The following is a 25,594-nucleotide window of genomic DNA, read 5'->3' on the forward strand; positions in this document are numbered from 1 at the left end:
CTGATTGTAGGAGTCGTAATCTGGTGGGGTCCGCTCACCGTCTCCGATCAGGGCGCGATCCAGCCGCCGGTCCAGTCGCCCTGCCCCCGCGTCCAGGCCGCCCGGCGATGGCCGCGGCGGTCGAGATAGAGGAAGTCGAGGCGCGCGGCCCGCACCCTGACGGCCGCGAAATGGGGGCGTCCGAGGGACGCCGCCGCATCCTCGTCCGGCAGCGTGTAGGCACCGCCCGCGGGCAGAGCCGTCCCGGGCGCGGGGTCGGCGCCGTAGCAGACCCGGCTCATCGCCCGGGAGCCGGCCCAGGCGGCCTCGGCGACGGCGTCGTCCGTGTGGAGCGTGGCGCGGCCCTCGATCCGGATCTGGATCTTGCTGGCCTCGTCGTAGGCGGCGAGCGCGCAGGCCGGGTTCGCCAGGATCTCGGCGGCCTTGTCGGAGCGGCGGTCGCAATGGAACCGGAGGGTGCCGGATTCGGCGTCGGCTTCGCGCAGCACCACCGTGCGCAGCCGCGGGCCGTCGGGCCCGAGGGTTGCCAGCGCCGGCAGGTGGAAGCCGCTGCGGCCCTGCGCGGCGCCCTCCGCCAGAAGCCGCCACAGTTCGGCGAAGGTCGCGTCGAGATCGTCGTAGAAATCCGGCAGGGGGGCGCGGGTCATGCGGGATCCCGCTGGCGTCGCCGGCGCTCGCGGAAGATCAGCGCGAGGTTGCGGAGGTAGATGCCGGTGGACAGGCCCTGGCCGATGATGATCACCGGCTCCCGGCGGACGAACCCGTAGACCAGGGTCATCAGCCCGCCCAGGATCGACAGGAACCAGAACGAGAGCGGCATCACGCTCCGGCCGGCGCGCTCGCTGGCGATCCATTGCAGGATGAAGCGCGAGCCGAACACCATCTGGGCGACGATACCGAACACCACCCAGAAATCGAGACGGGTGACGAACACGTCGTAGAAATAGTCCGGCAGGTCGTGGGCCAGCTGGATCAGCATCGGGCGTCCTGGTCTGCCGGCGCGGGGAGTTCGTGCGGCTGCGGGTCGGCCCGCTTGCGCCGGATCAGCCACCAGACCCCGGCGAGGTCGAGGAGCCCGACCCAGAGCCGGTCGAACAGGCCGTAATTCGAGACGCCGGTGAGCCGGGGCCGGTCGATCACGTCGTGGTGGACCACGGTAAAGCCTTCGCGCACGACCAGGGCCGGCATGAACCGGTGCAGGGCGTCGAAATAGGGCAGCCGGAGATAGACGGCGCGGCGGAACACCTTCAGGCCGCAGCCGGTGTCCCGGGTGGCGTCCTTCAGGATGCGCCCGCGCACGCCGTTGGCGATGCGCGATTGCAGCATCTTGAAGCGCCCGTCCTTGCGGCCGCGCCGCTGCCCCTGGGCGAGGCCGGCCCGTTCGCCCCCCGCCTTCAGGGCGGCGAGCAGGGCCGGGATGAAGGCCGGGTCGTTCTGGCCGTCGCCGTCCAGCGTCGCGACGACCGGCGCCCGGGCCGCCAGGACGCCGCTGCGCACCGCCGCCGACTGGCCGCCGCTGCGCGCGTGCCGCACCACCCGCATCCAGGGCCGGCCGGCGCGCGCCGCCGCCAGGCTGTCCGGCGTGCCGTCGGTGGAGCCGTCATCGACGTAGATCAGCTCGAAGCCGAGGGCCATGCAGGCCGCCTCGATCTCGGCCACCAGGGGGGCGATATTGCCGGCCTCGTTCTTCACGGGCACGACGACGCTGAGGTTCGGGGCGCCGGTCACGGGGCCACCGCGTAGGCGGTCACGAAGACCCGCCGGCCGGTGTTGAGGTTGAAGCCCTCGACCTCGGCGAGCGGCGCCGGCGCACCCCGCGCCACCGGCCAGGCGGCGTTGAAGTCGTCCCGGTCCCGGGCCTCGACGAACAGCAGCCGGCAGCCGCCCGCCTCCAGGAACTGCTTGGCCGCGGCCCCGTCCGGCGGCAGGGCGAGATCGGTGCCGGTGAGGAAGACCAGGCTCGGCTCCCGGTAGCCGAGGCTCGCGACCTGCGGGTTCGGGCAGGCCATCCGGTCGCGCAGGGCGGCGAGACGCGGCGAGACCTTCAGGGCCGGCAGGGACCGCTGCGCCACGCCCAGCACCGCCGGCCCGAGCAGGCAGGACGCGAGGATCCCGAGCACGAGGGCGCGCTCGGGCCTGCCGCCCGCGAAGGCCATCCAGGCCAGGACCGCCACCGCGCAGGCGGCGGCGAGCAGCGGCAGCGCCGCCCAGGGGAGCGTGTGGCTGTCGAGGCGCCAGCCCGCGAGGCACAGGCCGAGCGTCAGCCCGATGGGGATCGCCGGCAGCAGCAGGGCGGTCGCCCGCGCCCCGCGCAGCCGCGGGTCGAGCGCCCCGCGGGACAGGGCCAGGGCGGTGAGGATGGCGAGCCACGGCATCAGCGGCAGGACGTAATGGGGCAGCTTGGTCGGCACCGCCTCGAAGATCAGCCAGGCCGGCAGCACGGCGGCGATCAGGAAGGCGACGGCGGGCTCGCGCCGGGTGCGCCAGGCGAGCGGGAGGCTCATCGCCGCGAAGGCCGCCCCCGGCCAGAAGGTCGCGAAGAAGGCGAGCGCGTAGGCCCCGGGGGGAGCCCAGTGCCGCTCGGCGCCGCCGCCAACCTTGGCCAGCATGTCGTGACCCACCGCCTCCGCGTAGAAGGCGCCGCCGCTCTTCCAGGCGATCGCCGCGAACCACGGCGCCACCAGCAGCAGCGTGAGGGCGAGGCCGGCCGCGGGCCTCAGGGCGAGCAGCCAGCGGCCCGAGCGCGCCGCCATTGACAGGCTCAGGGCCGGCAGCACCACGAACAGTGGCACCATCGGCCCCTTGATGAGGATGCCGAGCGCCATCCCGAGCCAGAAGGCCGGGAACACGGCACGGCCCACGGTTCCCCCGGCCCGGGACGCCAGCCAGACCCGTGCGAGCGCCCCGAGGCTGGCGGTGGCGCAGGCGGCGAGCAGGGCGTCGGTCTTGGCGAGATGCGCCTCGGCGGTGAGCATCAGGCCGGCGCCGTACAGGGCGGCGGCCAGCAGGGCGAGCCGGCGCGGCAGGAACGCCAGGGCGGCCCAGTAGGCGAGCAGCACCGAGGCCGTGGCGCCGATCAGCGACGGGATCCGGTACAGGGCGATCTGCCGGCGCGCATCGGGGACGCCCAGCGCATCCCCGGCCGCCACCGCGGCGGCCTGCGCCCAGTAGATCCCGACCGGCTTCTTGTGCCGGGCCTCCCCCTGGAAGCGGATATCGACGAGGTCGCCGCTCTCCAGCATCTGCTTGGAGGCCTGGGCGAAGCGCGGCTCGTCCCGGTCCATCGGCTGGAGGGAGATCTGGCCGGGCAGGAACAGCAGCAGGCAGAGCGCCAGCAGGGCGGCCGCGGCCCGGGCATGGGTGAGGCTCAGCGCGTCGAGGCCGCGGCCGATCCGATCGACAGAAGCGAGGCGCGGGACGCCGTCGGCGGAGAGGCTCGTGCTCATGCCCGGCCGGTCAATCAGGATCGGACGGGAAGGTCAAATGCTCCGTCACCCCGCCGTCATCGCGCGCGACGACGCGGGCGCCGTCAGGATGCCGCCCGCAGCCGCGCGAAGCCGGCGTCGAGATCGGCCTGGAGGTCGGCGATGTCCTCCAGCCCGATATGGAAGCGCAGGGCCGGGCCGCCCGGGGCCCATTGGGTCGCGGTCCGGTAGCCGGCGCAGTCGAACGGGATCACCAGGCTCTCGAAGCCGCCCCAGGAGAAGCCCATCCCGAACAGCTCCAGCCCGTCCAGCATCGCGGCCACCGCCGACTCGGGCACCGGCTTGAGGATCACCCCGAACAGCCCGGAGGCGCCGGCGAAGTCGCGCTTCCAGATGGCGTGGCCGGGATCCTCCGGCAGGCCGGGATGCAGCACCCGCAGCACCTCCGGCCGCGCCTGGAACCACCGGGCCATCTCCAGCCCGGCGCGGCCGTGCTCGCGCAGGCGCAACGCCATCGTGCGCATGCCCCGGAGCGCCAGGAAGATGTCCTCGGCCCCGGCGCAGGGCGCGAAATGGTCGAAGGTGCGCCGCACCGCCGGGAAATAGGCCGCGTTGGCGGAGGTGAGGCCGATCAGCAGGTCCGAGCCGCCGCTCAGATACTTGGTGCCGGCCTCGACCGCGATATCGACTCCACGTTCGTGGGGCGGGAACAGCAGCGGCGTCGCCCAGGTGTTGTCCATGATCACGCAGGCGCCCCTTGCATGGGCGACCTCGGCGATCGCCGGCACGTCCTGCATCTCGAAGCTCTGCGAGCCGGGCGCCTCGACCAGCACCGCCTTGGTGTTGGGGCGCATCAGCTCGGCGATGCCGGCCCCCACGGTCGGGTCGTAATAGGTGACCGCGACGCCGAACCGGGCCAGGACGCCGTCGCAAAACTGCCGGGTCGGGCGGTAGGCCGAATCCGTCACCAGCAGATGGTCGCCGGCCGAGACCGCGGCCATCAGCGCGATGGTCAGCGCCGACAGCCCCGAGGGGGTCACCACGGTGCCGGCGGCGCCGGCGAGTTCCGTCCAGGCGTCGGTGAGCGAGTCCATCGTCGGCGTCGCCGAGGTGCCGTAATTGTAGCGCCCGCGCCGGTTCTTGATCGCGTCGTAGGTCGGATAGAGCACGGTCGAGCCGCGATAGATCGGCGTGTTGACGAAGCCGTGCTGCGCGCCCGGATCCCGGCCGGCATGGACGAGGCGCGTCGCCGCCCCGAATGTCTGCTTCGATTCGGGCTTGGGCGTCAGGGACATTGGGGCTCGACGATCGTGTTGCGCTGCGACGCACGAAGCCCGCGGGCCCGGGCGAGGTCAAGCCTGAGGCGCGATGGAGGGGTTTTCTTGATGGCGACGGTGGGCTGTCATACCCGCTTGGTCATTCCGGGGCGCGGCAGGCGAGCCCGGAATCCAGCACCGCAGACGGCGCAAGGTCTTGGGCTGTTAGCGTCTCTGGATCCCGGGCTCCGCTACGCGGCCCCGGGATGACGCGGGGGATGCACGGTGTCGATGGGCTTCCGCTCACGGCGTCTCGGGCGGATCGGAGACCACGGCCTCCTCGTAAGCTTGCATCCAGGCGGCGTGCTCTTCGGAACCCTCCGCATAGGGGCATTCGCTCACGGGCTTACCGTAGAGGCGGGCGTTGCGGCCCTGGATGAACGGGCTGTCGCTCGCGGTCGCCTGGACGTTCGTCAATATCGCCTCCCGAAGACTGGCACCCGGCCCGCAAATTTGGGGTGGGCTTCGTTAACGGGCCGGCGGGTAATCTGTTGCCGTCTCAAGTCGCGTTCCGGGTCGTCTGCGTGCGTATCCTGCGTTCTCTCTTCGGCGGCATCCTCGTCCTGGTCTCGACGGCGATCGTCGCCCTCGTCAGTGCCGACCGGCTCGCCCATCTGGCGCCGCCCGCGACGGTGCGGGCTGCCCAGGCCGAACCCTCGGCGACCGGGTCGCTTCCCGCCCCGGTGAAGGCTGCGCCGGCGCCCAAGCCGGTCGTGCCCAGCATCCCCAACGGCTTCGACACCGAGCGGCTCAACGCCCTGATGCGCGGCGACCCGATCCTGCCCCGGCGCTGACCGGAGCGCTTGCCGCCGCCGTGGATAGGGGCTCCAGGCGTCTCGGGGCTCCGCCCCGAACCCCGCCAAAGGGCTCGCCCTTTGGCAACCCGTTACCGGGCGGTGCGGAACACCTGCAGGTCGAGGTCCCGGACCTTCTTGCGCAGGGTGTTGCGGTTGACGCCCAGCAGCTCGGCGGCGCGGATCTGGTTGCCCCGCGTGGCGGCGAGCGCCGCGCCGATCAGCGGGCCTTCGATCTCGCGCAGGATCCGGTGATAGAGCCCGGGCGGCGGCAGCGTGTCCCGGTAGCCCGAGAAGTAATCCGACAGGTGCCGCTCCACCGCGCTCGACAGGGTCTCGGATTCGCCGGTGGCCTTGCGGGCGCTGCCATTGGCCGAGGCCGGGGCGGCGAGCGGCAGGGTGTCGAGCTCGGCCTCGATCACCGGGCCGGTGATCGTCTCCTGCGGATAGAGCGCGGCGAGCCGCCGGACCAGGTTCTCCAGCTCGCGGACGTTGCCCGGCCAGCGATAGCGCTTGAGCCGTTCCATGGCGTCGCCGTCCAGCGTCTTGCGGGTCAGGCCCTCGCGCTCGACCAGCACGAAGAAGTGGCGGATCAGGTCCGGCACGTCCTCGGACCGCTCGCGCAGGGCCGGCAGCCGCAGCGGCACCACGTTCAGCCGGAAGAACAGATCTTCGCGGAAGATGCCCTGCTGGATCGAGATCCGCAGGTCCTTGTTGGTCGCCGCGATGATCCGCACGTTGGTCTTGATCGGCACGCGGCCGCCGACCGTGGTGTACTCGCCCTGCTGGAGCACGCGCAGCAGCCGGGTCTGGGCCTCCATCGGCATGTCGCCGATCTCGTCGAGGAACAGCGTGCCGCCCTCGGCCTGCTCGAACCGGCCGGCCGAGCGCTGGAGCGCGCCGGTGAAGGCGCCCTTCTCGTGGCCGAACAGCTCGGACTCGATCAGGTCGCGCGGGATCGCGGCCATGTTGACCGGCACGAACGGGCCGGTGCGGCGACGGCCGTAATCGTGCAGCGCCCGGGCGACCAGCTCCTTGCCGGTGCCGGACTCGCCGGTGATCATCACGGTGAGGTCGGTGGGCATCAGCCGGGCGAGCGCCCGGTAGATCTCCTGCATGGCCGGCGAGCGCCCGACCAGCGGGATGTCCTCGTTCTCCGGCGGCGCGCCGGTCGGCGCGGTGCCACGCGGGCGGGACAGCGCGCGGCCGACGATGGCGATCAGCTCCTTCAGGTCGAAGGGCTTGGGCAGGTACTCGTAGGCGCCCCGCTCGGAGGCGCGGATCGCGGTCATGAAGGTGTTCTGCGCGCTCATGACGATGATCGGCAGCTCCGGCCGCACGCGCTTGATGCGCGGCAGCAGGTCGAACACGTTCTCGTCGGGCATCACCACGTCGGTGATGACCAGGTCGCCCTCGCCCTGCGCGACCCAGCGCCAGAGGGTGGCGCAATTGCCCGTCGAGCGGACTTCGTAGCCCGCCCGGGACAGTGCCTGGTTCAGCACCGTGCGGATGGCGGCGTCGTCGTCGGCGACGATGATGTGGCCGTTCGGCATGATTCTCTTACTCAGACCTCCGGCCGGGCGGCCGAAACACAAGGCGACATCACGGATCGACCGCCGATTCGCGCCCGTCGCGGGCGCTGGACATCGGCAGGAGGATGCGGAACGTCGTACGGCGGGGGGCGGGATCGCACTCGACGATGCCTCCGTGGTCGCCGACGATCTTGGCGACCAATGCAAGTCCGAGGCCGGATCCCTGCGCCTTGGTGGTCACGAACGGGTCGAACAGGTCGGGCAGCAGGTCGGCGGAGATGCCCGGCCCGTTGTCGCGGATCGCGACCTCGATCGGCAGGCTGACCCGCTCGCGCGAGCCCGGAACCTGCAGGCGCAGGCCGGTGCGGAAGGCGGTGGACAGGGTGATCTCGCCCTCGACCGCATCCGGGCCGATCGCCTCGGCGGCGTTCTTCACGAGGTTCAGGATCACCTGGATCAACTGGTCGCGGCTGCCGAGCACCGGCGGCAGCGACGGATCGTAGGTCTCGACGAACCGGATATGGCGCGCGAACCCCGACTGCGCCGAGCGCTTCACCTGGTCGAGCACCCCGTGGACGTTGACGGCGCCGCGATCGGCCGGGCGCTCGTCGCCGAACAGCTCCATCCGCTCGACGATCCGCACGATCCGGTCGGATTCGTCGCAGATCAGCCGGGTGAGCATCCGGTCCTCCTCGGCGCCGGTGCTCTCGAGGAGCTGCGCGGCGCCGCGGATGCCGGCGAGCGGATTCTTGATCTCGTGGGCCAGCATCGCGCCGAGCGCCACCATCGAGCGCGCGGCGCCGCGATGGGTGAGCTGGCGGTTCATCTTGTCCGCGATGGTGCGCTCCTGGAGCATCATCACAACGGCGTCGTCGTCGTCGGCCAGGGGCGTGGCGAAGACGTCGACGCTGCGCTCCAGCCCGAGGCGGGGCTGGGTCAGCTCGACCCGGTACTCGCTGACGCTGGCCCGCCGCCGCCGGACCTCGGCCACGAGCGCGATGATCGGCGAGGCGAACGGGATGATGTCGCGCAGGCGGCGGCGCTGCATCAGGCGCGCGGAATAGTCGAAGAACGCCTCCGCGGCGTGGTTGCAATGGAGGATCCGCTCGTCGCCGCCGATGGTCAGGACCGGCAGCGGCAGGGCGTTGAGCACGGCCTCTCCGGCCGGGTCGCGCCGGCCGCCCGACGCCTCGGGACGGGGATCCTGCGGAAAGCCGTCGTCGCTCACGCGGCCTCCCGGACCAGATCGGCCTGCCCGAAGGCGCGGGCCAACAGCGTCAGCGCCACCTCCGGATCGGTGGTGGTGAGGAGCGCGGTGCGCTCGGCCGGCTCCAGCGCGCCGCCGGTCTCGGCATAGGCGGCCAGATGCTTGCGGGCGTGGCGCACGCCCATGTGGCGGCCGTAGAGCGCGAGCAGCCCGGCATAGTGCGCGGCCGCCATGGCGGCCTGCTCGGCCCGCGACGGCGGCTGCGCGGGACGGCCGGCGAGCGCCGCGGCCACCTGCCCGACCAGCCAGGGCCGGCCGGTGGCGGCGCGCCCGATCATCACCCCGGCGGCGCCGGAGGCGGCCAGGCACGCCCGGGCGCTGGCGAGATCGACGACGTCGCCGTTGGCGATCACCGGGATCGACACCGCCTCGACCACGGGGCGGATCGCGGCCCAATCGGCCACGCCCTTGTAGAATTGCTGCCGGGTCCGCCCGTGGACGGTGACGGCGTTGAGCCCGAGCCGCTCGGCCCGGGTGGCGAGATCGACGGCGTTGCGGGTGGCGTCGTCCCAGCCGAGCCGCATCTTGACGGTGACCGGCACCGACACCGCCCCGCGCACGGCCGCGAGCAGTTGCTCGGCATGGTCGAGGTCGCGCATCAGGGCCGAGCCCGAGGCGATCCCGGTGACGATCTTGGCCGGGCAGCCCATGTTGACGTCGATCACGTCGGCGCCGCCGGCCTCGGCGAGCCGCGCGGCCTCGGCCATCGGCTCGGCCTCGCAGCCGGCGAGCTGGACCACGTGCAAGTCGACCCCGGAACCCTCCGCCCGCAGGGTCGCCTCGCCGGCGCCGCGGGTGAATTCGCGCGCCGCCACCATCTCGGACACAACCGCGTCGGCGCCGCAGCGCCGGGCGATCCGGCGCATGTGCAGGTCCGTGACGCCGGACAGGGGCGCGAGCAGGCAGAGCGGGGCGGGAGAATCGCCCCCGCCGGCCGGTCGTCCATCGCGCAGCGCGCTTAAATAATGATCAGTCGCCATTCTGCACAACAATGAGGCAAGTGCGGTCCGCTGGCAAGCGGGGGCCGCGCGTTGATTTCGCGCCCTCCCCCGCTTAAACGACGCTCATCCTCACCGGCAGAGGTCCGGCAGCACGGCTGGCCCGCGCGCCCGCTGCCGTCCGCTTCCCGGTTTCGACGAGTTCGCCGCCCATGCCCGCCACCGGCACGCCTGCCACCGGACCCGTGGATACGGGGTCCGGCGTCGCCGCCGTGGTGGTCGCGGCCGGCCGCGGCATCCGCATCGGCGGGGGCACCCCCAAGCAGTATCGCCGGGTCGGCGGCCAGGCGGTCCTGACCCGCACGCTCGCGGCGCTGGCCGCCCAGGACGCGATCGACCGGATCCAGCCGGTGATCGCCGCCGACGCGGCCGCGTTCTTTCTCAGCTGCCTGGACGAGCTCGCGCCTGAGTTTCGCGAAAAGATCGGCGCGCCGGTCGAGGGCGGGGCGACGCGCCAGCTCTCGGTGCGCGCCGGCCTCGAGGCCCTGGCATCCGGCGACGCGCCGGAGATCGTGCTCGTGCACGATGCCGCCCGCCCCTATGTCGACGCCGCCCTGATCGCCCGGGCGATCGCGGCCGGGCGCGACCATGGCGCCGCGGTGCCGGGCGTGCCGGTCACCGACACGGTCAAGCGCGTCGCCGAGATCGCCCCCGGCATCGGCCGGGTGCACGAGACCCCGCCCCGGGAGCATCTGCGCGCGGTCCAGACCCCCCAGGCCTTCGCCTTCGCGCCACTGCTCGGCGCCCATCGCGACGCGGCCGCGCAAGGCCTCGACGGCTTCACCGATGACGGGGCGCTCGCCGAATGGGCGGGCTTGCCCGTGGTGGTGTTCGTCGGCGACATCGCCAACCGCAAGATCACCCAGCCCGCCGACCTGATCGAGGCGGACCGGGCCTTCGCGTCCGACCCATCCGAAATGCCAGCGCCCGGAGCCCGCGCCATGACCGCCTACGTCACCCGCCTCGGCACCGGCTTCGACGTCCACGCCTTCACCACCGGCGACCATGTCTGGCTCGGCGGCATCAAGATCCCGGCCGATCGCGGCGTGCTCGCCCATTCCGACGGCGACGTGGCGCTGCACGCCCTCACCGACGCGCTGCTCGGCGCCATCGCGGACGGCGATATCGGCACCCACTTCCCGCCCTCCGACGAGCGCTGGCGCGGCGCCTCCTCCGACCAGTTCCTGGCCCATGCCTGCGGGCTGGTCCGGGCCCGGGGCGGCCGGATCGACCATCTCGACATCACCGTGCTCGCCGAGGCGCCGCGGATCGGCCAGCACCGGGAGGCTATCCGGGCGCGCATCGCCGAGATCGCCGGCGTGCCGCTGACCGCCGTGTCGATCAAGGCGACGACCACGGAAAAGCTCGGCTTCGTCGGCCGCGCCGAAGGCCTCGCCGCCCAGGCCGCCGCCACGATCCGCCTCCCTGAAGAGGCCGGCCCCGCCCTCGACGCGGAGGCCGAGACCGCGATGCGGCAGGGGTGAGGGGCCCCTGCGCCTTCTTCCCGTTCTCGGGAGGGGGGGCGACGATCGCCGACCCAGCCGCGACGGCGTGATCAGAAAAGGCGATCGGTCAGCCAGCTGCGCGGGCTGACGCACGACATCGGGTCTATCCCACCCCTGCCCTCATCCTGAGATGCGAGCGCAGCGAGCCTCGAAGGCCCTCTCCAGGGAGCGCGCGGCCGGCTGGAGGCCTCCTTCGAGGCCTCCGCTTCGCGACGGCACCTCAGATGAGGGGATTGGTTGGATGGGCGCCCATCATGGCCTGGGCACCCCTGTCGGAGGCCACGAACGCACCGGTCGATGACGGCCGCCCCCATCCAAAAACGGATCACGCCGTCCGCAGCAGCAGCGCGATCGCCGCGATGGCGAGCACGGCCAGCGTCAGCAGGATGCCGCCGCCCCGGCAGGCGAATTGGCGGGGGGAGTTGGGCGCGGCGAACATGCCGATCGGGTGGAGGATGCGGCCGACCAGCAGGGCGATCAGCAGCCCCTGGACCAGGCCGTGGCTGCCGCCGCCGGCTTCCAGGAGGCCGACCAGGATCAGCGCCAGCGGCACGTATTCGGAAAAGTTGGCGTGCGAGCGGACCCGCTTGAGCATGGATTCGTCGCCGCCGTCGCCGAACAGGACGTTGCCAGAGACGCGAGAACCCATCACCCAGCCGGATAGGCCGAGATACACGAGGGCGAGCAGCGCGGCGTAGACGGCCGTGGTCGCGGGGAAGATCATCGGGTCGGGGTCTCCGGTGGGGGCCGCCGGTCCTTGAGCCGGGGCCGGGCTTGGGTCACAACACGAGATAGGGCGCTCCGGCCCAGGGCGAGCCTCGCGCATGATCGACGACACGGAGCTTCTCGACCGCGCCGCGGCGCTGGTCGCCGCCTATGCCGAGGCCGGACGCACGATCGTCACGGCCGAATCCTGCACCGGCGGGCTGGTGGCGGGGCTGCTCACCGCTGTGCCGGGCTCCTCGGCGGTGGTGGAGCGCGGCTACGTCACCTACTCGAACGAGGCCAAGGCGGAGGCGATCGGGGTGCCGATGGACCTGATCCGCCGGCACGGCGCCGTCAGCGAGGAGGTCGGCCGGGCGATGGCCTGCGGGGCGCTGGCCGCCTCGCGCGCCACGGTCGCGGTGGCGATCACCGGCATCGCCGGCCCCGGCGGCGGCAGCGCCGAGAAGCCGGTCGGGCTGGTCCATTTCGGGCTCGCCCTGCGCGAAGGCGGGCGCCGCCACCTGGAACGACGCTACGGCGACCTCGGCCGCGGCGCGATCCGCCGCGCGGCGGTCGCGGACGCGCTCGGCCTGCTCGAAGGGGCGCTCGTCGACTGATCCGGTGCGGAGGGCTCGATGGACGGCCTGAAGACCCAGCTCTGCATCGTCGGCGGCGGCCCGGCCGGGATGATGGCCGGCCTGCTCTTCGCCCGGGCCGGGATCGCCGTCACGGTGCTGGAGAAGCACGCCGATTTCCTGCGCGACTTCCGCGGCGACACGATCCACCCCTCCACCCTCGACCTGATGGACGAGCTGGGCCTCGCCGAGCGCTTCCGCGCCCTGCCCCAGCGGCGGGTCGAGACCTTCTCAGGCGTCGTGAATGGCCGAAGCTACCGGGTCGCGGATTTCAGCCGGCTGCCGACCCGCAACCGCTTCCTGTCCTTCATGCCGCAATGGGATTTTTTGGACTTTTTGGCCGGTGAAGCGTCCGGCTATCCGGGGTTTCGATTGATCCGCAGGACCGAGGCCCACGACCTCATCGAAGACGAGGGCCGGGTCGTGGGCGTGCGGGCCGAGGGGCCGGACGGGCCGGTGGAGATCCGGGCCGACCTCGTGCTCTGCGCCGACGGCCGCCATTCGCGGATGCGCGCGCGCGCCGGCTTCGTGCCCCGGGCCTTTGGGGCGCCGATCGACGTGCTGTGGTTCCGCCTGCCGCGCCGGGACGGCGACCCGGAGGCGGCGGCCGGGCAGTTCGGGCCGGGGCGCATCCTGATCACGCTGGACCGGGGCGACGCCTGGCAATGCGCCTACGTGGTCCCGAAGGGCGGCGACGCGGCGCTCCGCGCCAAGGGACTGCCGGCCTTCCGGGCGACGGTGGCCGAGATCGCGCCGTTCCTGGCCAACCGCACCGAATCCATCGCCGATTGGGATGCGGTGAAGCTCCTCACCGTGACCGTCGATCGGCTGGCGCGCTGGCACCGTCCCGGCCTGCTCTGCATCGGCGATGCCGCCCACGCCATGTCGCCGGTGGGCGGGGTCGGCATCAACCTGGCGATCCAGGACGCGGTGGCGGCGGCCAACATCCTGGCCGAGCCCCTGCGGGCGGGGCACGTGACCGAGGCCGACCTCGCCCGCGTCCAGGCCCGGCGGATGTTCCCGGTCCGGGCGACCCAGATGCTGCAGCGGGTGATCCAGGCCCGGGTGATCGCCACCGCGCTCAAGGCCGACGCCCCGTTCCGGGCGCCCCTGGCCCTGCGCATCCTCGACCGGCTGCCGTTCCTTCAGGCCCTGCCCGCCCGGATGATCGGGATGGGCGTGCGGCCGGAGCATGTCGCCGCTCCGGCCCGGGCCTGATCGCGCACCCCGCGGCGCGGCGCTACAGCAGGCGCCAGTCGGCCAGGCGGCCGTTCACGAAGACCAGCTCCAGCTTGTTGCCGGCGCCCCGGGCCTTGGCGGACGAGGCCGCGGAAGCGGCGGCGATGCTCTCGACACCGTCGACCGCGCCGCCGGCATGGTAGAGGGCTTCGCCCGCCGACGACCCGAGCGGGGTCAGGGACGCGATGGCGCCCAGCGTTTCGCCGACCCCGCCCTTGACCGCCTCGGGCCGGATATAGGTCATGACGCTGCGGTCCCCCGACGGGGAGGCGACGTTGTCCCGGCTCGCCGGAGGGCCGTACAGCGCCAGCACCTGATCGACCGTGGTGCGCCTGACCTTGAGATGGGCATGGATGAAGGACGGGCTGAAGCGGTCCTCGGCCAGGGCGACCGGCGCGGCGCTGGCACCGGCCGCCGCCGGGGCCGCCCCCGAAGCCGTGCCGGTGCTGTTGCAGGCCGTCAGCGTGATCAGGGCAGCCGTCGTCAGAGGAATGGCGAGCACCGCCTTCCTGTACGTCATGATCAATTCCCGAAAGTGTCAGTAAAACCACGGAATCAATTGGATCCCGATGCGTTTTGCTGGCACGCTCCCCGGAAGCTGTAAAGCTGAGTGTCGCGACGGCGCTGTCCTGCGTATGACTTGCAGGCGGCCGTGGTTTTATCGGGCGATATAGTGAGATTGAAGGCAGTGCATGGGCAGATGCTGTCGTTCCGCGCCTGCGCCGCAAGCTGTGCAATATTGGCGCAACGCCGGCGGTGAGGCCGCAACGCTGTCAACTCGGTCACCCGACCTAGGCGATCGGAGGCTCATCTCGGGCGAGGCGACCGGATCCCTTCGGGGCCGGGCCCATCCTTGCGCGCAGCGGAGCAAACCGGGGAAGCGCCACGGTCCGGGATCGCACGCGGCCCTGAGTCAGCTCGCTGCGCGCGCGATGACGGACGCGCTCGACCGAAAGCCCCCTCAGGCGGTGCCGTACATCCGGTCCGCCCGTCCCTCGAAGGCGTCGGTGAACTTGCGGAAGGCGCGGTCGAACATCGTGCCCATCAGGAGGCCCAGCGTCCGGCTCTTGAACTCGTAGGTGATGAAGAAGTCGACGGTGCAGCCGCCATCCGGCGCCTCCTTGAACAGCCATCGGTTCTCCAGATGGCGGAACGGGCCGTCGATATACTCGGCCACGATCTTGCGGTTGTCCGGATCCAGGCTGACCCGCGTGGTGAAGCGCTCGCGGATCGCCTTGTAGCCGACGCCCATCTCGGCGATCAGCACCTGCCCGCCCTCCGGCATGTCCTGGCGGCGGATCACCCGCAGGGATTCGCACAGCGGCAGGAACTCGGGATAGCGCTCCACATCGGCCACGAGATCGTACATCTGCTGCGGCGAATGCCGCACCGCACGGGTAACCCGGAAAGACGGCATCGGTGTCGGGACTTTCTCAGGCCGAGAGCGCGGGCGACAGCTTGGCGAGGCGGGCCGCCTGCAGCCGCGCGAAATCCTCGCCGGCATGGTGCGACGAGCGGGTCAGGGGCGTGGCCGAGACCAGCAGGAAGCCCTTGGCGTAGGCGGTGGTCTCGTAGGTCTTGAACTCGTCGGGCGGAATGAAGCGCACGACCTCGTGGTGCTTCTTCGACGGCTGCAGGTACTGGCCGATGGTCAGGAAGTCGACATCGGCCGAGCGCAGGTCGTCCATGAGCTGGAGCACCTCGTTCCGCTCCTCGCCGAGCCCGACCATGATGCCGGACTTGGTGAAGATCGACGGGTCGAGCTCCTTCACCCGCTGCAGCAGGCGCACCGAGTGGAAGTAGCGGGCGCCGGGCCGCACCGTCAGGTACTTGGCCGGCACCGTCTCGAGGTTGTGGTTGAACACGTCGGGCTTGGCCGCGACCACGACTTCGAGGGCCCCGTCCTTGCGCAGGAAGTCGGGGGTCAGGATCTCCACCGTGGTGCCGGGGCTCGCGTTGCGGATCGCCGCGATGGTCCGGGCGAAATGCTGCGCGCCGCCATCCTTCAGGTCGTCCCGGTCCACCGAGGTGATCACGACGTGGTGCAGGCCGAGCTTGGCCACCGAGTCGCCGATCTTCTCCGGCTCGTGCTGATCGAGGGCGTCGGGCAGGCCGGTGCGGACGTTGCAGAAGGCGCAGGCCCGCGTGCAGGTATCGCCCATGATCATGAAGGTGGCGTGCCGCTTCTCCCAGCACTCGCCGATATTGGGGCAGCCGGCTTCCTCGCAGACCGTGACGAGGCCGTGCTCGCGGACGATCTTCTGGGTCTCGGTCCAGGCCTTGGAGCCCGGTGCCTTGACCCGGATCCAGTCCGGCTTCTTGGCCTGGACGGGCTGGTCCGGCCGGTGCGCCTTCTCGGGATGGCGCAGGCGCGCCGAGCGCGGATCGTTCTTCAGGATATCGAGGACGACGGCCATGGGTCGGGGGCTGCCACACCGCGGGGAGGCGCCCGGAGGCGCGGTCGGTCAGGAAAGACTGACTTAAGGCGCCCGGCCCCGCACCGCAAACCGCCGCGACGCCGGGACGCCATGCGGCGGTTGAGGATGCGGCGTTTCCGTCAGATCCCGAGCGCCCGCACCAGCAGCCCCGCCAGCACGGCCCCGATCACCGGGCCGCCCACCGGGATCAGCGCGTAGCCCCAGTCGGACGAGCCCTTGCCAGCGATCGGCAGGACCGCGTGGGCGATGCGCGGCCCGAGGTCGCGGGCGGGGTTGATCGCGTAGCCGGTGGTGCCGCCGAGCGAGAGGCCGATGCCCCAGACCAGCATGCCGACCATGTAGGGCGCGACCCCGCGCGGGATCGCCCCGGTGGCGCCGAGCGTGTTGGTCACCAGCGCCGAGATGGTCAGGATCAGGAAGAAGGTGGCGATGATCTCCGAGGTCCAGTTGGCCTTGGCGTCGCGGATCGCCGGCCCGGTGCAGAAGCAGGCAAGCTTGAGATCCGGCTCGGGCGTCGCCGCCCAGTGCGGCAGGTAGTGCAGCCAGACGATCGCCGCGCCCGCGAAGGCGCCGAGCATCTGGGCCGGGATGTAGACCCAGAGCTTCGAGAAATCCCCGGAGGTGACGGCGCCTGCCACGGTCACAGCGGGGTTGAGATGCGCGTCCGGGCTGCCGGTGGCGGTGGCGACGAAGATCCCGGCGAGAACCCCGAAGGCCCAGCCGGCCGTGATGGCGATCCAGCCGGCGCCCTCACCCTTGGACTGCTTGAGCAGGGCGCCGGCGACGACGCCGTCTCCCAGCACGATCAGCGTCATCGTGCCGAGGAATTCACCCAGGAATGGCGACGTCATGGTCTATCTCCCCCGTTTGCTGTTTATTGTAAGGCTTTACAGCTTGTTCGAGCGTCTAAGTCTTTGAGATGGTTGTCGATCTCTGTCGGCCTTCCGATCTCTTCCCGCATCCTGAGGTGCCGGAGCGGAGGCCTCGAAGGAGCCATCCTTCGAGGCTGCTGCGCAGCGCCGCAGGATGAGGTCGCGGGTGGGCGTGATCCGGCCCGAAGGCGCCCCCTCAATCCTCGTCGAGCTTCCAGTCGAAGGAGCGCTGCACCGCCCGGCCCCAGGCGGCGGCGATCTTCTCGCGCTGGCCGGCATCCATCTTCGGGGTCCAGCGCTTGTCGACGCCCCAGTTGCGCTTGAGGTCGTCGAGGCCCTTCCAGTAGCCGACCGCGAGGCCCGCCGCGTAGGCGGCGCCGAGCGCCGTGGTCTCGGAGACCTTCGGGCGCACCACCGGCACGTCGAGCATGTCGGCCTGGAACTGCATCAGCGTGTTGTTGGCGACCATGCCGCCGTCGGCGCGCAGCTCCTTGACGGGAATCCCGGAATCCTTGGCCATCGCGTCCAGCACCTCGTGGGTCTGGAAGGCGGTCGCCTCCAGCACCGAGCGGGCGATGTGGCCGCGGTTGACGTAGCGGGTGAGGCCGATGATCAGCCCGCGGGCGCCCTCGTTCCAGTGCGGCGCGTAGAGGCCCGAGAAGGCCGGCACGAAGTAGACGCCGCCATTGTCCTCGACCGTGGTGGCCAGCGTCTCGACCTCGGCCGAATCCTTGATCATGTGGAGGTTGTCGCGCAGCCACTGCACCAGGGCGCCGGTGATGGCGATCGAGCCCTCCAGGGCGTAGGCCGGCTTCTCGCCGTCGAGCCGGTAGGCCAGGGTCGTGACCAGGCCGGCCTTGGACGGGACCGGCTCGGTGCCGGTGTTCATCAGCGCGAAGCAGCCGGTGCCGTAGGTGTTCTTGGCCTCGCCCGGACTGAAGCAGGTCTGGCCGAACAGGGCCGCCTGCTGGTCGCCCAGGATGCCGGCGATCGGCACGCCCGCGAACGGCGCCTTGGTCTCGCCGTAGACCTCGCTCGACGAGACGATTTTTGGCAGCATCGCCTTCGGGATGCCGAAGGTCGCCAGCATGCCGTCGTCCCATTCCAGGGACTTCAGCGACATCAGCTGGGTGCGGCTGGCATTGGTCACGTCGGTGACGTGCAGCCCGCCCTCGGTGCCGCCGGTGAGGTTCCAGACCAGCCAGGTGTCGATGTTGCCGAACAGCACGTCGCCGGCCTCAGCCCGCTCCCGGGCGCCCTCGACATGGTCGAGCAGCCAGCGCAGCTTCAGCCCGGAAAAATAGCTCGCCAGCGGCAGGCCGGTGAGGTCGCGGAACCGATCGCGGCCGCCGTCGCGGGCGAACTCGGCCACCAGCCGGTCGTTGCGGGTATCCTGCCAGACCAGGGCGTTGTGGAGCGGCTTGCCGGTGCGCCGGTCCCAGATCAGCGTGGTCTCGCGCTGGTTGGTGATGCCGACCGCCGCGAGGTCGGTGGGCTGGAGGCCGGCCTTGTCCAGGGCCTCGCGCATCACGGCCTGGGTCTTGGTCCAGATCTCGGCGGCGTCGTGCTCGACATGGCCGGGGGCCGGATAGATCTGCGCGTGCTCGGCCTGGGCCAGCGCGATGACGCTGCCCTCGCGATCGAACACCATGAAGCGGCTGCTCGTGGTGCCCTGGTCGATGGCCCCGACGTAACGGCTCATCGTTCCCTCCCTGGTTAGGCCCGACCGGTCTCGCGCCGGCTCGGGTTTGACACAATCATGCAGCCTCGGCCCTGCGGTCGAGGTAGGCGGACAGGCGCGCGGCGCTCTCGGGGCTGGTGCGCAGGCCGAGCTTCGAGCGGCGCCAGAGGATGTCCTCGGCGGTGACCGCCCATTCCGCGACGCGTAGGTAATCGACCTCGGCCGCGGTCAGGCCGCCGTCGAACGCCTCGCCGAGATCGGCCATGGATTGCGCGGTCCCGACGATCTCGCGGGCCTTGGTCCCGTAGGCCCGGGCGAGGCGCCGCGCGGTCTCGGCGGGCAGGAACGGCTTCTCCGCCTGGAGCTTGGCCAGGAACTGGTCGAAATCCGCATCCGGCATGGCGCCGCCGGGCAGGACCGCCTCGCCGGTCCAGGCCGGCTTGAGGCCGGGGAAGAACGGCTTGAGCTTCTCGATCGCGTGCTCAGCCAGGCGCCGATAGGTGGTGATCTTGCCGCCGAACACCGACAGCACCGCCGCCCTGCCGCCCTGGTCCTCCACGTCGAGGACGTAGTCGCGGGTCACCGCCGAGGCGTTCTCGGCCGCGTCGTCGTAGAGCGGGCGCACGCCCGAATAGCTCCAGACCACGTCGGCCGGGGTGATGCGGGTGTCGAACGAGCGGTTGATGCAGCCGCAGAGGTAATCGGTCTCCTCCGGGGAGATCGAGACCGGGCCGGGCTCGCCGTCATAGGGCACGTCGGTGGTGCCGATCAGCGTGAAGTCGCGCTCGTAGGGGATCGCGAAGATGATCCGCTTGTCGGGCTGCTGCAGGATATAGGCCTGGTCGCCCGGGAACAGGCGCTTGACCACGATGTGGCTGCCCTTGATCAGGCGGACCGCCGCGCGGCTGTTGATGCCGAGCGTGCCGCCCAGCGTCGCGCTGACCCAGGGGCCGGCGGCGTTGACCACGGCCTTGGCCCGGATCGTCCGCTCGGTCCCGGTGCGCTCGTCGCGCAAGGTCGCGACCCAGCCCTCACCCTCGCGCCGTGCCGAGACGACGCCGGTTCGGGTGAGGACCGTGGCGCCACGCTCGCGGGCGTCCATGGCGTTGAGCACGACCAGGCGGCTGTCCTCGACCCAGCAGTCGGAATAGACGAAGCCCTTGGTCAGCCGCTTCTGCAGCGGCGCGCCGTAGGGCGAAGTGCGCAGGTCCACGGACTTCGAGCCCGGCAGGGTCCGCAGCCGCGCGAGGTGGTCGTACAGGAACAGGCCGAGCCGCAGCATCCAGGCCGGGCGCAGGCCCTCGTCGTGAGGGAGCACGAAGCGCAGGGGCCAGATCACATGGGGGGCCTGACGCAGCAGCCGCTCGCGCTCGGCCAGGGCCTCGCGGACCAGACGGAACTCGTAATATTCGAGGTAGCGCAGCCCGCCGTGGATCAGCTTCGTCGAGGACGAGGAGGTGAAGCCGGCCAGGTCCCCGCGCTCGGCCAGCAGGACCGACAGGCCGCGGCCCGCCGCATCGCGCGCGATTCCGGTGCCATTGATGCCGCCGCCGATGACCAGGAGATCGTAGGCGTCGGACGGCGCGTGCTGGCGCGTTGCAGCCGGCATTGTTCCTCCTCTCCCGCCCTGAATGGCAGGTTCAGGACATATTGAGCCGCCTGCCGATTTTCGCAAGCGAAAAACGCATGTTCGTTACGGTTCGTCGTCGGCCACCGCCAGGGTGACCCCCTGGCGCTCGATCATCGCGACGATCTCGGGCGGCGGCATCCGGTCGGTGAAGAAGGTATCCACCTGATCCAGCCGCCCGACCTGCACCATCGGGCGCCGGGTGAACTTGGTGTGGTCGGCGACCAGGAAGGTCTTGCGGGCATGGGCCAGGATGGTCTGCGTCGCCCGCACCTCCTCGTAATCGTAGTCGAGCAGCGCGCCGTCGGCATCGATGCCGCTGATGCCGATCACCGCCACGTCCACCCGGAACTGGCTGAGCGTGTCGCAGGTGAGCTGGCCGAGCACCGCGCCGTCGCGGTTGCGCACCGTGCCGCCGGCCACGACGATGTGAAATTCCGTGGCCTCGGCCAGGGAGAGCGCGACGTTGAGGTTGTTGGTGATGACGCTGAGGTCGTCGTGCCGGGTCAATTCCCGGGCGACCGCCTCGGGGGTCGTGCCGATATTGACGAAGACCGAGCAATGCGACGGGATCCGGCTGGCCGCCAACCGGCCGATCCGGGTCTTCTCCGGCAGGAGCGTCACCCGCCGGTCGGCATAGTCGATGTTCTCGACGCTCGACGGCAACCCGCCGCCGCCCCGGTAACGCTCGAGCCGGCCCTCGGCGCTCAGCTCGTTCAGGTCGCGTCGGATCGTCTGGACGGTGACACCGAACTGCGCGGCCAGGGCCTCGATCGTGACGAAGCCCCGCTGGCGCACGGCCGCCACGATGGCGCTGCGCCGCGCCTCGACCCCGGTGGCCTCGACCCTGTCCTCGGATCTCCGGTCGAGCGGTCGTGACATCGAGACTCCTGGCGTTCCCCGGCCCGTCCGGCTCGGGAATGTTCGTTTGCGAACATTCTGTGGGGTGAGCGGCTTTCGCACGAGAGTGAACCCGCCGGGGCGGCCGGGCAACCGGGTTGGGCACGCGGCGGATCGGATGCGCACAGGTGACGGGGGTGGGCGAAGGCCCGCTCCATTGGGGTGACCGAACTCGCACGCTGCCGGTCGCGGTGCGGGTCGTCTGTCCCGCAGGGGCGCGGACATGCATCGATCGGCTGACGCAAGGCGGAACGCGCGCTCCTCCCCCCTTGCGGGGAGGGAGTTGGAGGTTGGGGGCGGAAGTGGCGCAGCGGTGCCGCCTGCGGCCACCCCTGGCCCCTCTCCCGTGCGGGCGAGCGGCTTCAGATCGAGAGAGGGGAGCGACGGTGCGGAACAGGGCTTCGCCCGTCATGCCGGCCACGCCTTGTCCTGAACCCGGGTTCCCCTCTCCCGACCCGGCCTGACGGCCGGCCCACCCTCCCCCGCAGAGGGGGGAGGGAGGCGCGCCTGGGGTTGGCCTTGGTTCGCGTCCGGCAGCGATGTGTGAACATCGTAGCCCGCAAGGGGAGAAGAAAAGCGCGGCGCCGCAAGCGCTTGATGCCGAAACGATGGGGTGGATCCGCTGGCCCGCGCGGGAGGGGTGCGTCGCGACCTGCAGAGCCGGCCGTGCGACCGCCGTAGGCCGCGACCGGACAACCCAACAAAAAAGCCTGCCGCGGCTGCGGCAGGCCTGATCGAGCCGGTGACGCCGCTTGGCGGCGCGCCCGGGCTGCTCACATCTGGTGGTGACGCGACCGGCGATGATGCTTCATCATCCGCTTGTGCTTCATGCGCTTGCGCATGACCGGACGCTGGGCCGGGGCGGCGCCCTGCTCCATCGCGGCAGCTTCGCCGGCGCGCTCCAGGCCGCCACGGGGACCACCGGCCTGTGCGCCGGAATTGTTGTAGGGCGCGTTGCCCTGGGCGTAGGCGGAGCCCGCGAGCAGCGTCAGCGACGCGGCGGCCAACAGAAGTTTCCTCATGATCAATCCCTGGCGTAGACAGTCGCAGGCGAGGCGTCGCCCGTCGTCTGGGCTTTGCCGCTGCGTCGGAAAATAAGCGGCTGAGGGGAGACATGGTTCCCTGGCGCCGCGATCCGGTGTTGGATGCCGGGATCGGGTCATTGCCTGCCGGGGGGCGGGGGCCTATTGCGCGGCCTGTCCCGGCGGGGCCGCGATGCGTACGGGAGGGGGCGGCTTTGGCCAGCAGCGGTTCGGCCTATCTGCTCCTCGACATCGCCGGCACGCCCTGCGCCCTGCCGCGCGCGGCCGTCTCCGAGATCCTGCCGCTGCCGGACCTGCACAAGCCCCCGGCGACCGGCGGCTGGCTCGCCGGCTTCCTCAATCTCGGCGGCGCGCCGATCCCGGTGATCGATCTGGCCCCGCTCCTCGGCCTGCGCCCGGCCGCCACCCGGCCCGGCCTCTACGCGCATCTGGTGCTCACCCGGGACGATGCGGTCGCCTATCTGGTCGACCGCGCCGCCGATCTGGTGATCGTGCCCGAGGACGCGATCCGGCCCGCCGAGGAGGCCGGGACGCTCAACGGCTGCGTGGCGGCCGAGCTCGTGATCGGCGACCGGCTCGTCCACGCCCTCTCCCCCGAGAGCCTGCTGACCGCGCAGGAGCGGGAACGGGTCGCGGCGCTGACCCGGGCGGCGGCCGAGCGCCTGGCCGCCCTGCCCCCGTCCGCGTGATCGGCGATGCCGCGCTTCGTTCCTTCCCGCCCCGATCCGGGTGGCGACCCGGCCTATGCCGCGCTGAAGGCGCGGATCATCGCGCGCACCGGCCATCATTATTACATCGACAAGGACGAGCTCCTGACCGAGCGCCTGCACCGGCGCTTCCGGGCCACCGCGATCGCCGATTGCGCCGCCTACAGCGCCCTGCTGGCCGACCGGTCCCGGGGCGAGGCGGAATGGGCCAATCTCGAGGCCGAGATCACGGTCGGCGAGACCTTCTTCTTCCGCTACGCCGAGCAGTTCCAGGCCCTGCGCGAGACGATCCTGCCGGCGCTGATCGCGGCGCATCGGCACGACCGCACCCTGCGGATCTGGAGCGCGGGATGCTCGACCGGGGCCGAGCCCTATTCCCTGGCGATCCTGGTGCGCGAGGCCCTGGGCGATGCCCTGCCCGACTGGCGGATCGTGATCCTCGGCACCGATATCAGCGTCGAGGCGCTGGCGACCGCCCGGGCGGCCGAGTACGGGCGCTGGGCGCTCCGGACCATGCCGCCGGAGGACCGCCTGCGCTACTTCACGCGCCTGCCCCCCGCCCCCGGGATCCGGCGCGAGGGCGGCTTCGCCCTGCGGCCGGAATACCGCGCGCTGGTCCGGTTCGAGCGCGGCAACCTCCTGAGCCTGATCGAGCCCAAGGTCCCGCCGGGCGAGGGCTTCGACCTGATCCTGTGCCGCAACGTGCTGATCTATTTCGAGGCCGAGACGGTGGCCGCGGTGGTGCGCGGCCTCGGTCGCCGTCTCCGGCCGGACGGCTGGATGCTGCTCGGCCATGCCGAGCCCAACCCGACCTTCTCCGGCTTCCTCGACCCGGTCAGCCTGCCCGGGACCGTCGCCTATCGCCGCCTGGCCGACGCGGTGCCGACGCTGGCGCCCCGGCCGGTCCCGCCGGCGCTCGAGCCGGCCTGGTCGGCGCCGCGCATTCACGAGGCGGACGAGCCGGACGAGCCCGTCGAGAGCGCGGTGGCGACGATCCTCGCCCCGCCCCGGCCCACCCTCCTGCCGAGCCTCGACCTGGGCGATGGCGAGACGCCGGCCGGCGACCTCGCGCGCATCCGTGCGCTCGCCGATGCCGGGGAGACCGGCGCCGCCTGGCGGGTGCTGCGCGACGCCCTGGCGCGGGACCCGACCGATCCGGCCCTGCGCTTCTACGAGGGGCTCCTCGCCCGCACCCTCGGCCGGGACGTCGAGGCCGAGCGGGCCCTGCGGGCGGCGCTCTATCTCGACCGGGGCTTCGTGATGGCCCATTACCATCTCGGGCTGCTGCTGATCGCGCTCGGCCGCCCCGAGGCGGCGGCCCGCGCTCTCGACAACGCCATCGCGCTCAGCCAAGCCCTCGGGCCGAACACCCTCCTGCTCGAGGGCGACGGCGCCGCGGCGGGCGAGATCGCCGCCGGCGCGGCCGCGGCCCGCGCCGGGCTCGGTGCGGATGGCGGAACCGGGAGGCCCTGATGGACGCGCGCATAAGCGCATCGGAGCAGGCGACGAAGCCGAGAACCGCGCGGGACATCCGGGCCGAGCGCGCCGCGTCCCTGGCCCGGCGCAGCCAGGCCGCCGCGGGACCCGAGACCGGCATCGACCACCTCGTCTGCGCCTGCGGGACCGAGCGCTACGGGATTCCCCTCGCGGCGGTCGCGCACGTGCTGCCGATGCGCCCGTTCACGCCGATGCCCGGGGCGGTGCCGGCGCTGCTCGGCCTGATCGCCCTCTCGGGCCGGATCGTCGGCGTCCTCGGCCTCGCCCGGGCGCTCGGCCGGCCGGAAGCGCCGCCCGAGGCCGAGGGCGAGGCCGGGCATCTCGTGGTGCTGCGCGGCAGCCAGGCCCAGCCCGTGGCGCTGGCGGTCGACCGGGTGCTGGGGATCGCCGCCGCGGCGGGACCGTCTGCCGCAGGGATGGCGGAGGCGGCCGACCCCGCCGGGTTGGGCAACGCCGCCGCTTCGGGCTATGCCCCCGCTTCGGCCGGCGGCGGCCGACCGGATTTCGTCGTCGTCGACCTGCCCCGCCTCCTGCGTCGCGTGCTGCCCTAACTGTTCAGGTCCGCGCCCCCGCGCCCCATCACCGGAGCCAGCCCCGACCGTGACGTTCTCGATCGGAAGACGCATCCTCCTCGGCTTCGTCGCCGTCACGGTGGTGATCGTGGCCCTGGGCTTCTACGCCCTCGAGCAGATCGGGGCGGTCCGCGACACGACCGACGCCATCGTCCGGCGCGACATGTCGGTGCTGCGCCAGCTCGACGACCTCGGCAACCAGGCCCGGGATCTCGGGCTCCTGCGCCGCAACGCCGTGATCGCGCTGCTGTCGCAGGCCCAGGGCCGCCCGGCGCGCACCGACGACAACGTGGCGGCGTGGCGCCGGACCGCGGCCCAGGTCGAGAGCGCGCTGGCCACCACGATGCAACTCGCCGGCGAGTACCGGACGCTCTCGATCTCGGCCCAGCGCAACGCCGTCTGGGACCGGATCGCCGCGGCGGCGGCCGAGGTGCAGCGCTCGTTCCGGGATGTCCGGACCGCGAGCGAGGCGCAGTTCGCCGCCATCGCCCAGCAGGATGTGGCCGGGGTCGAGGCGCGCAACGACGAGATCAGCCGCCTGCAGGCGCCGTTCCTGGGCGGCATCACCAACCTGCGCACCCTGCTCGACGGCGGCATGGCCCTGGGGCAGCGCGCCGCCCACGAGGTCTACGAGCGCTCGCGCCTGTCGATCTACCTGACCCTCGCCGCGGCGGTCCTGCTGGCGATGCTGGTCACCTGGATGATCCGCCGCGCCGTGGTGCACCCGCTGGAGACCGTCATGGCCTTCGTCGAGCGGGTCGGCTCCGGCGACCTCTCGGGCAAGCTCGACATGCGCGGCGGCGACGAGATCGCGCGCCTGGGGCGCACGCTCGACGCGATG

The 25,594-nt window shown here is 71.9% G+C and carries 26 protein-coding genes; 8 read left to right on the forward strand and 18 right to left on the reverse strand.

Annotated features, from left to right (window positions below):
• Positions 1 to 47: 47 nt before the first annotated feature.
• From WYO_RS12675 to WYO_RS31545, 6 genes are all read right to left on the reverse strand, one after another.
• Positions 48 to 647 (reverse strand): pyridoxamine 5'-phosphate oxidase family protein, encoded by a 600-nt coding sequence (locus tag WYO_RS12675; protein ID WP_007562917.1) that lies wholly within the window; start codon positions 645 to 647, stop codon positions 48 to 50.
• Complete coding sequence (locus tag WYO_RS12680; protein ID WP_007562919.1) at positions 644 to 979, reverse strand: lipid-A-disaccharide synthase N-terminal domain-containing protein; 336 nt, start codon at positions 977 to 979, stop codon at positions 644 to 646. The genes WYO_RS12675 and WYO_RS12680 overlap by 4 nt, the downstream gene beginning before the upstream one ends.
• Positions 973 to 1,728, reverse strand: a complete 756-nt coding sequence (locus tag WYO_RS12685; RefSeq protein WP_007562921.1) for a glycosyltransferase family 2 protein — start codon at positions 1,726 to 1,728, stop codon at positions 973 to 975. Before WYO_RS12685 ends, WYO_RS12680 begins: the two co-directional genes overlap by 7 nt.
• On the reverse strand, positions 1,725 to 3,446 hold the full coding sequence (locus tag WYO_RS12690; protein WP_007562924.1) for a hypothetical protein: 1,722 nt from the start codon (positions 3,444 to 3,446) through the stop codon (positions 1,725 to 1,727). The genes WYO_RS12685 and WYO_RS12690 overlap by 4 nt, the downstream gene beginning before the upstream one ends.
• An 83-nt stretch (positions 3,447 to 3,529) precedes the next feature.
• Positions 3,530 to 4,720 (reverse strand): cystathionine beta-lyase, encoded by a 1,191-nt coding sequence (gene metC, locus WYO_RS12695; protein WP_007562926.1) that lies wholly within the window; start codon positions 4,718 to 4,720, stop codon positions 3,530 to 3,532.
• Between the two features lie 264 nt (positions 4,721 to 4,984).
• On the reverse strand, positions 4,985 to 5,158 hold the full coding sequence (locus WYO_RS31545) for an Rmf/CrpP family protein (RefSeq protein WP_007562928.1): 174 nt from the start codon (positions 5,156 to 5,158) through the stop codon (positions 4,985 to 4,987).
• Positions 5,159 to 5,232: 74 nt separating this feature from the next.
• Between WYO_RS31545 and WYO_RS12700 the strand changes: the two genes are divergently transcribed.
• Positions 5,233 to 5,535: a hypothetical protein gene (locus tag WYO_RS12700; RefSeq protein ID WP_244424163.1), complete on the forward strand. Its 303-nt coding sequence runs from the start codon at positions 5,233 to 5,235 to the stop codon at positions 5,533 to 5,535.
• A gap of 92 nt (positions 5,536 to 5,627) precedes the next feature.
• Here the strand turns inward: WYO_RS12700 and ntrC are convergent, their stop codons facing one another.
• From ntrC to dusB, 3 genes are all read right to left on the reverse strand, one after another.
• Positions 5,628 to 7,088: a nitrogen regulation protein NR(I) gene (ntrC, locus tag WYO_RS12705; RefSeq protein ID WP_007562933.1), complete on the reverse strand. Its 1,461-nt coding sequence runs from the start codon at positions 7,086 to 7,088 to the stop codon at positions 5,628 to 5,630.
• A 49-nt stretch (positions 7,089 to 7,137) separates the two neighbouring features.
• Positions 7,138 to 8,220 (reverse strand): ATP-binding protein, encoded by a 1,083-nt coding sequence (locus WYO_RS12710; RefSeq protein WP_047170804.1) that lies wholly within the window; start codon positions 8,218 to 8,220, stop codon positions 7,138 to 7,140.
• 71 nt (positions 8,221 to 8,291) lie between these two features.
• Positions 8,292 to 9,314, reverse strand: a complete 1,023-nt coding sequence (gene dusB, locus WYO_RS12715; protein WP_007562937.1) for a tRNA dihydrouridine synthase DusB — start codon at positions 9,312 to 9,314, stop codon at positions 8,292 to 8,294.
• Between the two features lie 170 nt (positions 9,315 to 9,484).
• Here dusB and WYO_RS12720 point away from each other — a divergent pair, with 170 nt between their 5' ends.
• Positions 9,485 to 10,816, forward strand: coding sequence for a bifunctional 2-C-methyl-D-erythritol 4-phosphate cytidylyltransferase/2-C-methyl-D-erythritol 2,4-cyclodiphosphate synthase (locus WYO_RS12720; RefSeq protein ID WP_007562940.1), 1,332 nt, complete (start codon positions 9,485 to 9,487; stop codon positions 10,814 to 10,816).
• 346 nt (positions 10,817 to 11,162) lie between these two features.
• Here the strand turns inward: WYO_RS12720 and WYO_RS12725 are convergent, their stop codons facing one another.
• Complete coding sequence (locus tag WYO_RS12725; protein WP_007562942.1) at positions 11,163 to 11,561, reverse strand: MAPEG family protein; 399 nt, start codon at positions 11,559 to 11,561, stop codon at positions 11,163 to 11,165.
• Positions 11,562 to 11,661: 100 nt separating this feature from the next.
• Between WYO_RS12725 and WYO_RS12730 the strand changes: the two genes are divergently transcribed.
• Positions 11,662 to 12,159, forward strand: coding sequence for a CinA family protein (locus WYO_RS12730; protein WP_007562944.1), 498 nt, complete (start codon positions 11,662 to 11,664; stop codon positions 12,157 to 12,159).
• An 18-nt stretch (positions 12,160 to 12,177) separates the two neighbouring features.
• Positions 12,178 to 13,395 (forward strand): FAD-dependent oxidoreductase, encoded by a 1,218-nt coding sequence (locus WYO_RS12735; protein ID WP_007562946.1) that lies wholly within the window; start codon positions 12,178 to 12,180, stop codon positions 13,393 to 13,395.
• Between the two features lie 22 nt (positions 13,396 to 13,417).
• On the opposite strand, the gene WYO_RS12740 is transcribed toward WYO_RS12735, so the two are convergent.
• The 8 genes from WYO_RS12740 to WYO_RS12775 form a co-directional block, all read right to left on the reverse strand.
• Positions 13,418 to 13,936 carry a hypothetical protein gene (locus WYO_RS12740; RefSeq protein ID WP_007562948.1) on the reverse strand — a complete coding sequence of 173 codons (519 nt, stop codon included), beginning with the start codon at positions 13,934 to 13,936 and terminating at the stop codon, positions 13,418 to 13,420.
• 441 nt (positions 13,937 to 14,377) lie between these two features.
• Complete coding sequence (locus tag WYO_RS12745) at positions 14,378 to 14,833, reverse strand: type II toxin-antitoxin system RatA family toxin (protein WP_007562951.1); 456 nt, start codon at positions 14,831 to 14,833, stop codon at positions 14,378 to 14,380.
• Between the two features lie 16 nt (positions 14,834 to 14,849).
• Positions 14,850 to 15,833 carry a lipoyl synthase gene (lipA, locus tag WYO_RS12750; protein ID WP_007562952.1) on the reverse strand — a complete coding sequence of 328 codons (984 nt, stop codon included), beginning with the start codon at positions 15,831 to 15,833 and terminating at the stop codon, positions 14,850 to 14,852.
• 140 nt (positions 15,834 to 15,973) lie between these two features.
• Positions 15,974 to 16,705, reverse strand: a complete 732-nt coding sequence (locus WYO_RS12755; protein WP_007562954.1) for an MIP/aquaporin family protein — start codon at positions 16,703 to 16,705, stop codon at positions 15,974 to 15,976.
• A gap of 217 nt (positions 16,706 to 16,922) precedes the next feature.
• Positions 16,923 to 18,428: a glycerol kinase GlpK gene (gene glpK / locus WYO_RS12760; RefSeq protein ID WP_007562957.1), complete on the reverse strand. Its 1,506-nt coding sequence runs from the start codon at positions 18,426 to 18,428 to the stop codon at positions 16,923 to 16,925.
• Between the two features lie 55 nt (positions 18,429 to 18,483).
• A complete protein-coding gene (gene glpD, locus WYO_RS12765; protein WP_007562959.1) occupies positions 18,484 to 20,016 on the reverse strand; it encodes a glycerol-3-phosphate dehydrogenase in 1,533 nt (510 codons plus the stop codon).
• Positions 20,017 to 20,100: 84 nt separating this feature from the next.
• Positions 20,101 to 20,916: a DeoR family transcriptional regulator gene (locus tag WYO_RS12770; protein WP_007562961.1), complete on the reverse strand. Its 816-nt coding sequence runs from the start codon at positions 20,914 to 20,916 to the stop codon at positions 20,101 to 20,103.
• Positions 20,917 to 21,707: 791 nt separating this feature from the next.
• Positions 21,708 to 21,956 carry a hypothetical protein gene (locus tag WYO_RS12775; RefSeq protein ID WP_007562963.1) on the reverse strand — a complete coding sequence of 83 codons (249 nt, stop codon included), beginning with the start codon at positions 21,954 to 21,956 and terminating at the stop codon, positions 21,708 to 21,710.
• Positions 21,957 to 22,171: 215 nt separating this feature from the next.
• On the opposite strand from WYO_RS12775, the gene WYO_RS12780 reads away from it, so the two are divergent.
• The 4 genes from WYO_RS12780 to WYO_RS12795 form a co-directional block, all read left to right on the forward strand.
• Positions 22,172 to 22,666 (forward strand): chemotaxis protein CheW, encoded by a 495-nt coding sequence (locus WYO_RS12780; protein ID WP_007562965.1) that lies wholly within the window; start codon positions 22,172 to 22,174, stop codon positions 22,664 to 22,666.
• A 6-nt stretch (positions 22,667 to 22,672) separates the two neighbouring features.
• Entirely contained in the window at positions 22,673 to 24,157 is a 1,485-nt protein-coding gene (locus tag WYO_RS12785; RefSeq protein ID WP_007562967.1) for a CheR family methyltransferase, read from the forward strand.
• A complete protein-coding gene (locus WYO_RS12790; protein ID WP_007562969.1) occupies positions 24,157 to 24,732 on the forward strand; it encodes a chemotaxis protein CheW in 576 nt (191 codons plus the stop codon). The genes WYO_RS12785 and WYO_RS12790 overlap by 1 nt, the downstream gene beginning before the upstream one ends.
• Positions 24,733 to 24,781: 49 nt before the next feature.
• The coding region (locus WYO_RS12795; RefSeq protein ID WP_007562971.1) for a HAMP domain-containing protein at positions 24,782 to 25,594 on the forward strand (813 nt) is incomplete at its 3' end.

This window comes from Methylobacterium sp. GXF4 (assembly GCF_000272495.1).
Classification (GTDB): domain Bacteria; phylum Pseudomonadota; class Alphaproteobacteria; order Rhizobiales; family Beijerinckiaceae; genus Methylobacterium; species Methylobacterium brachiatum.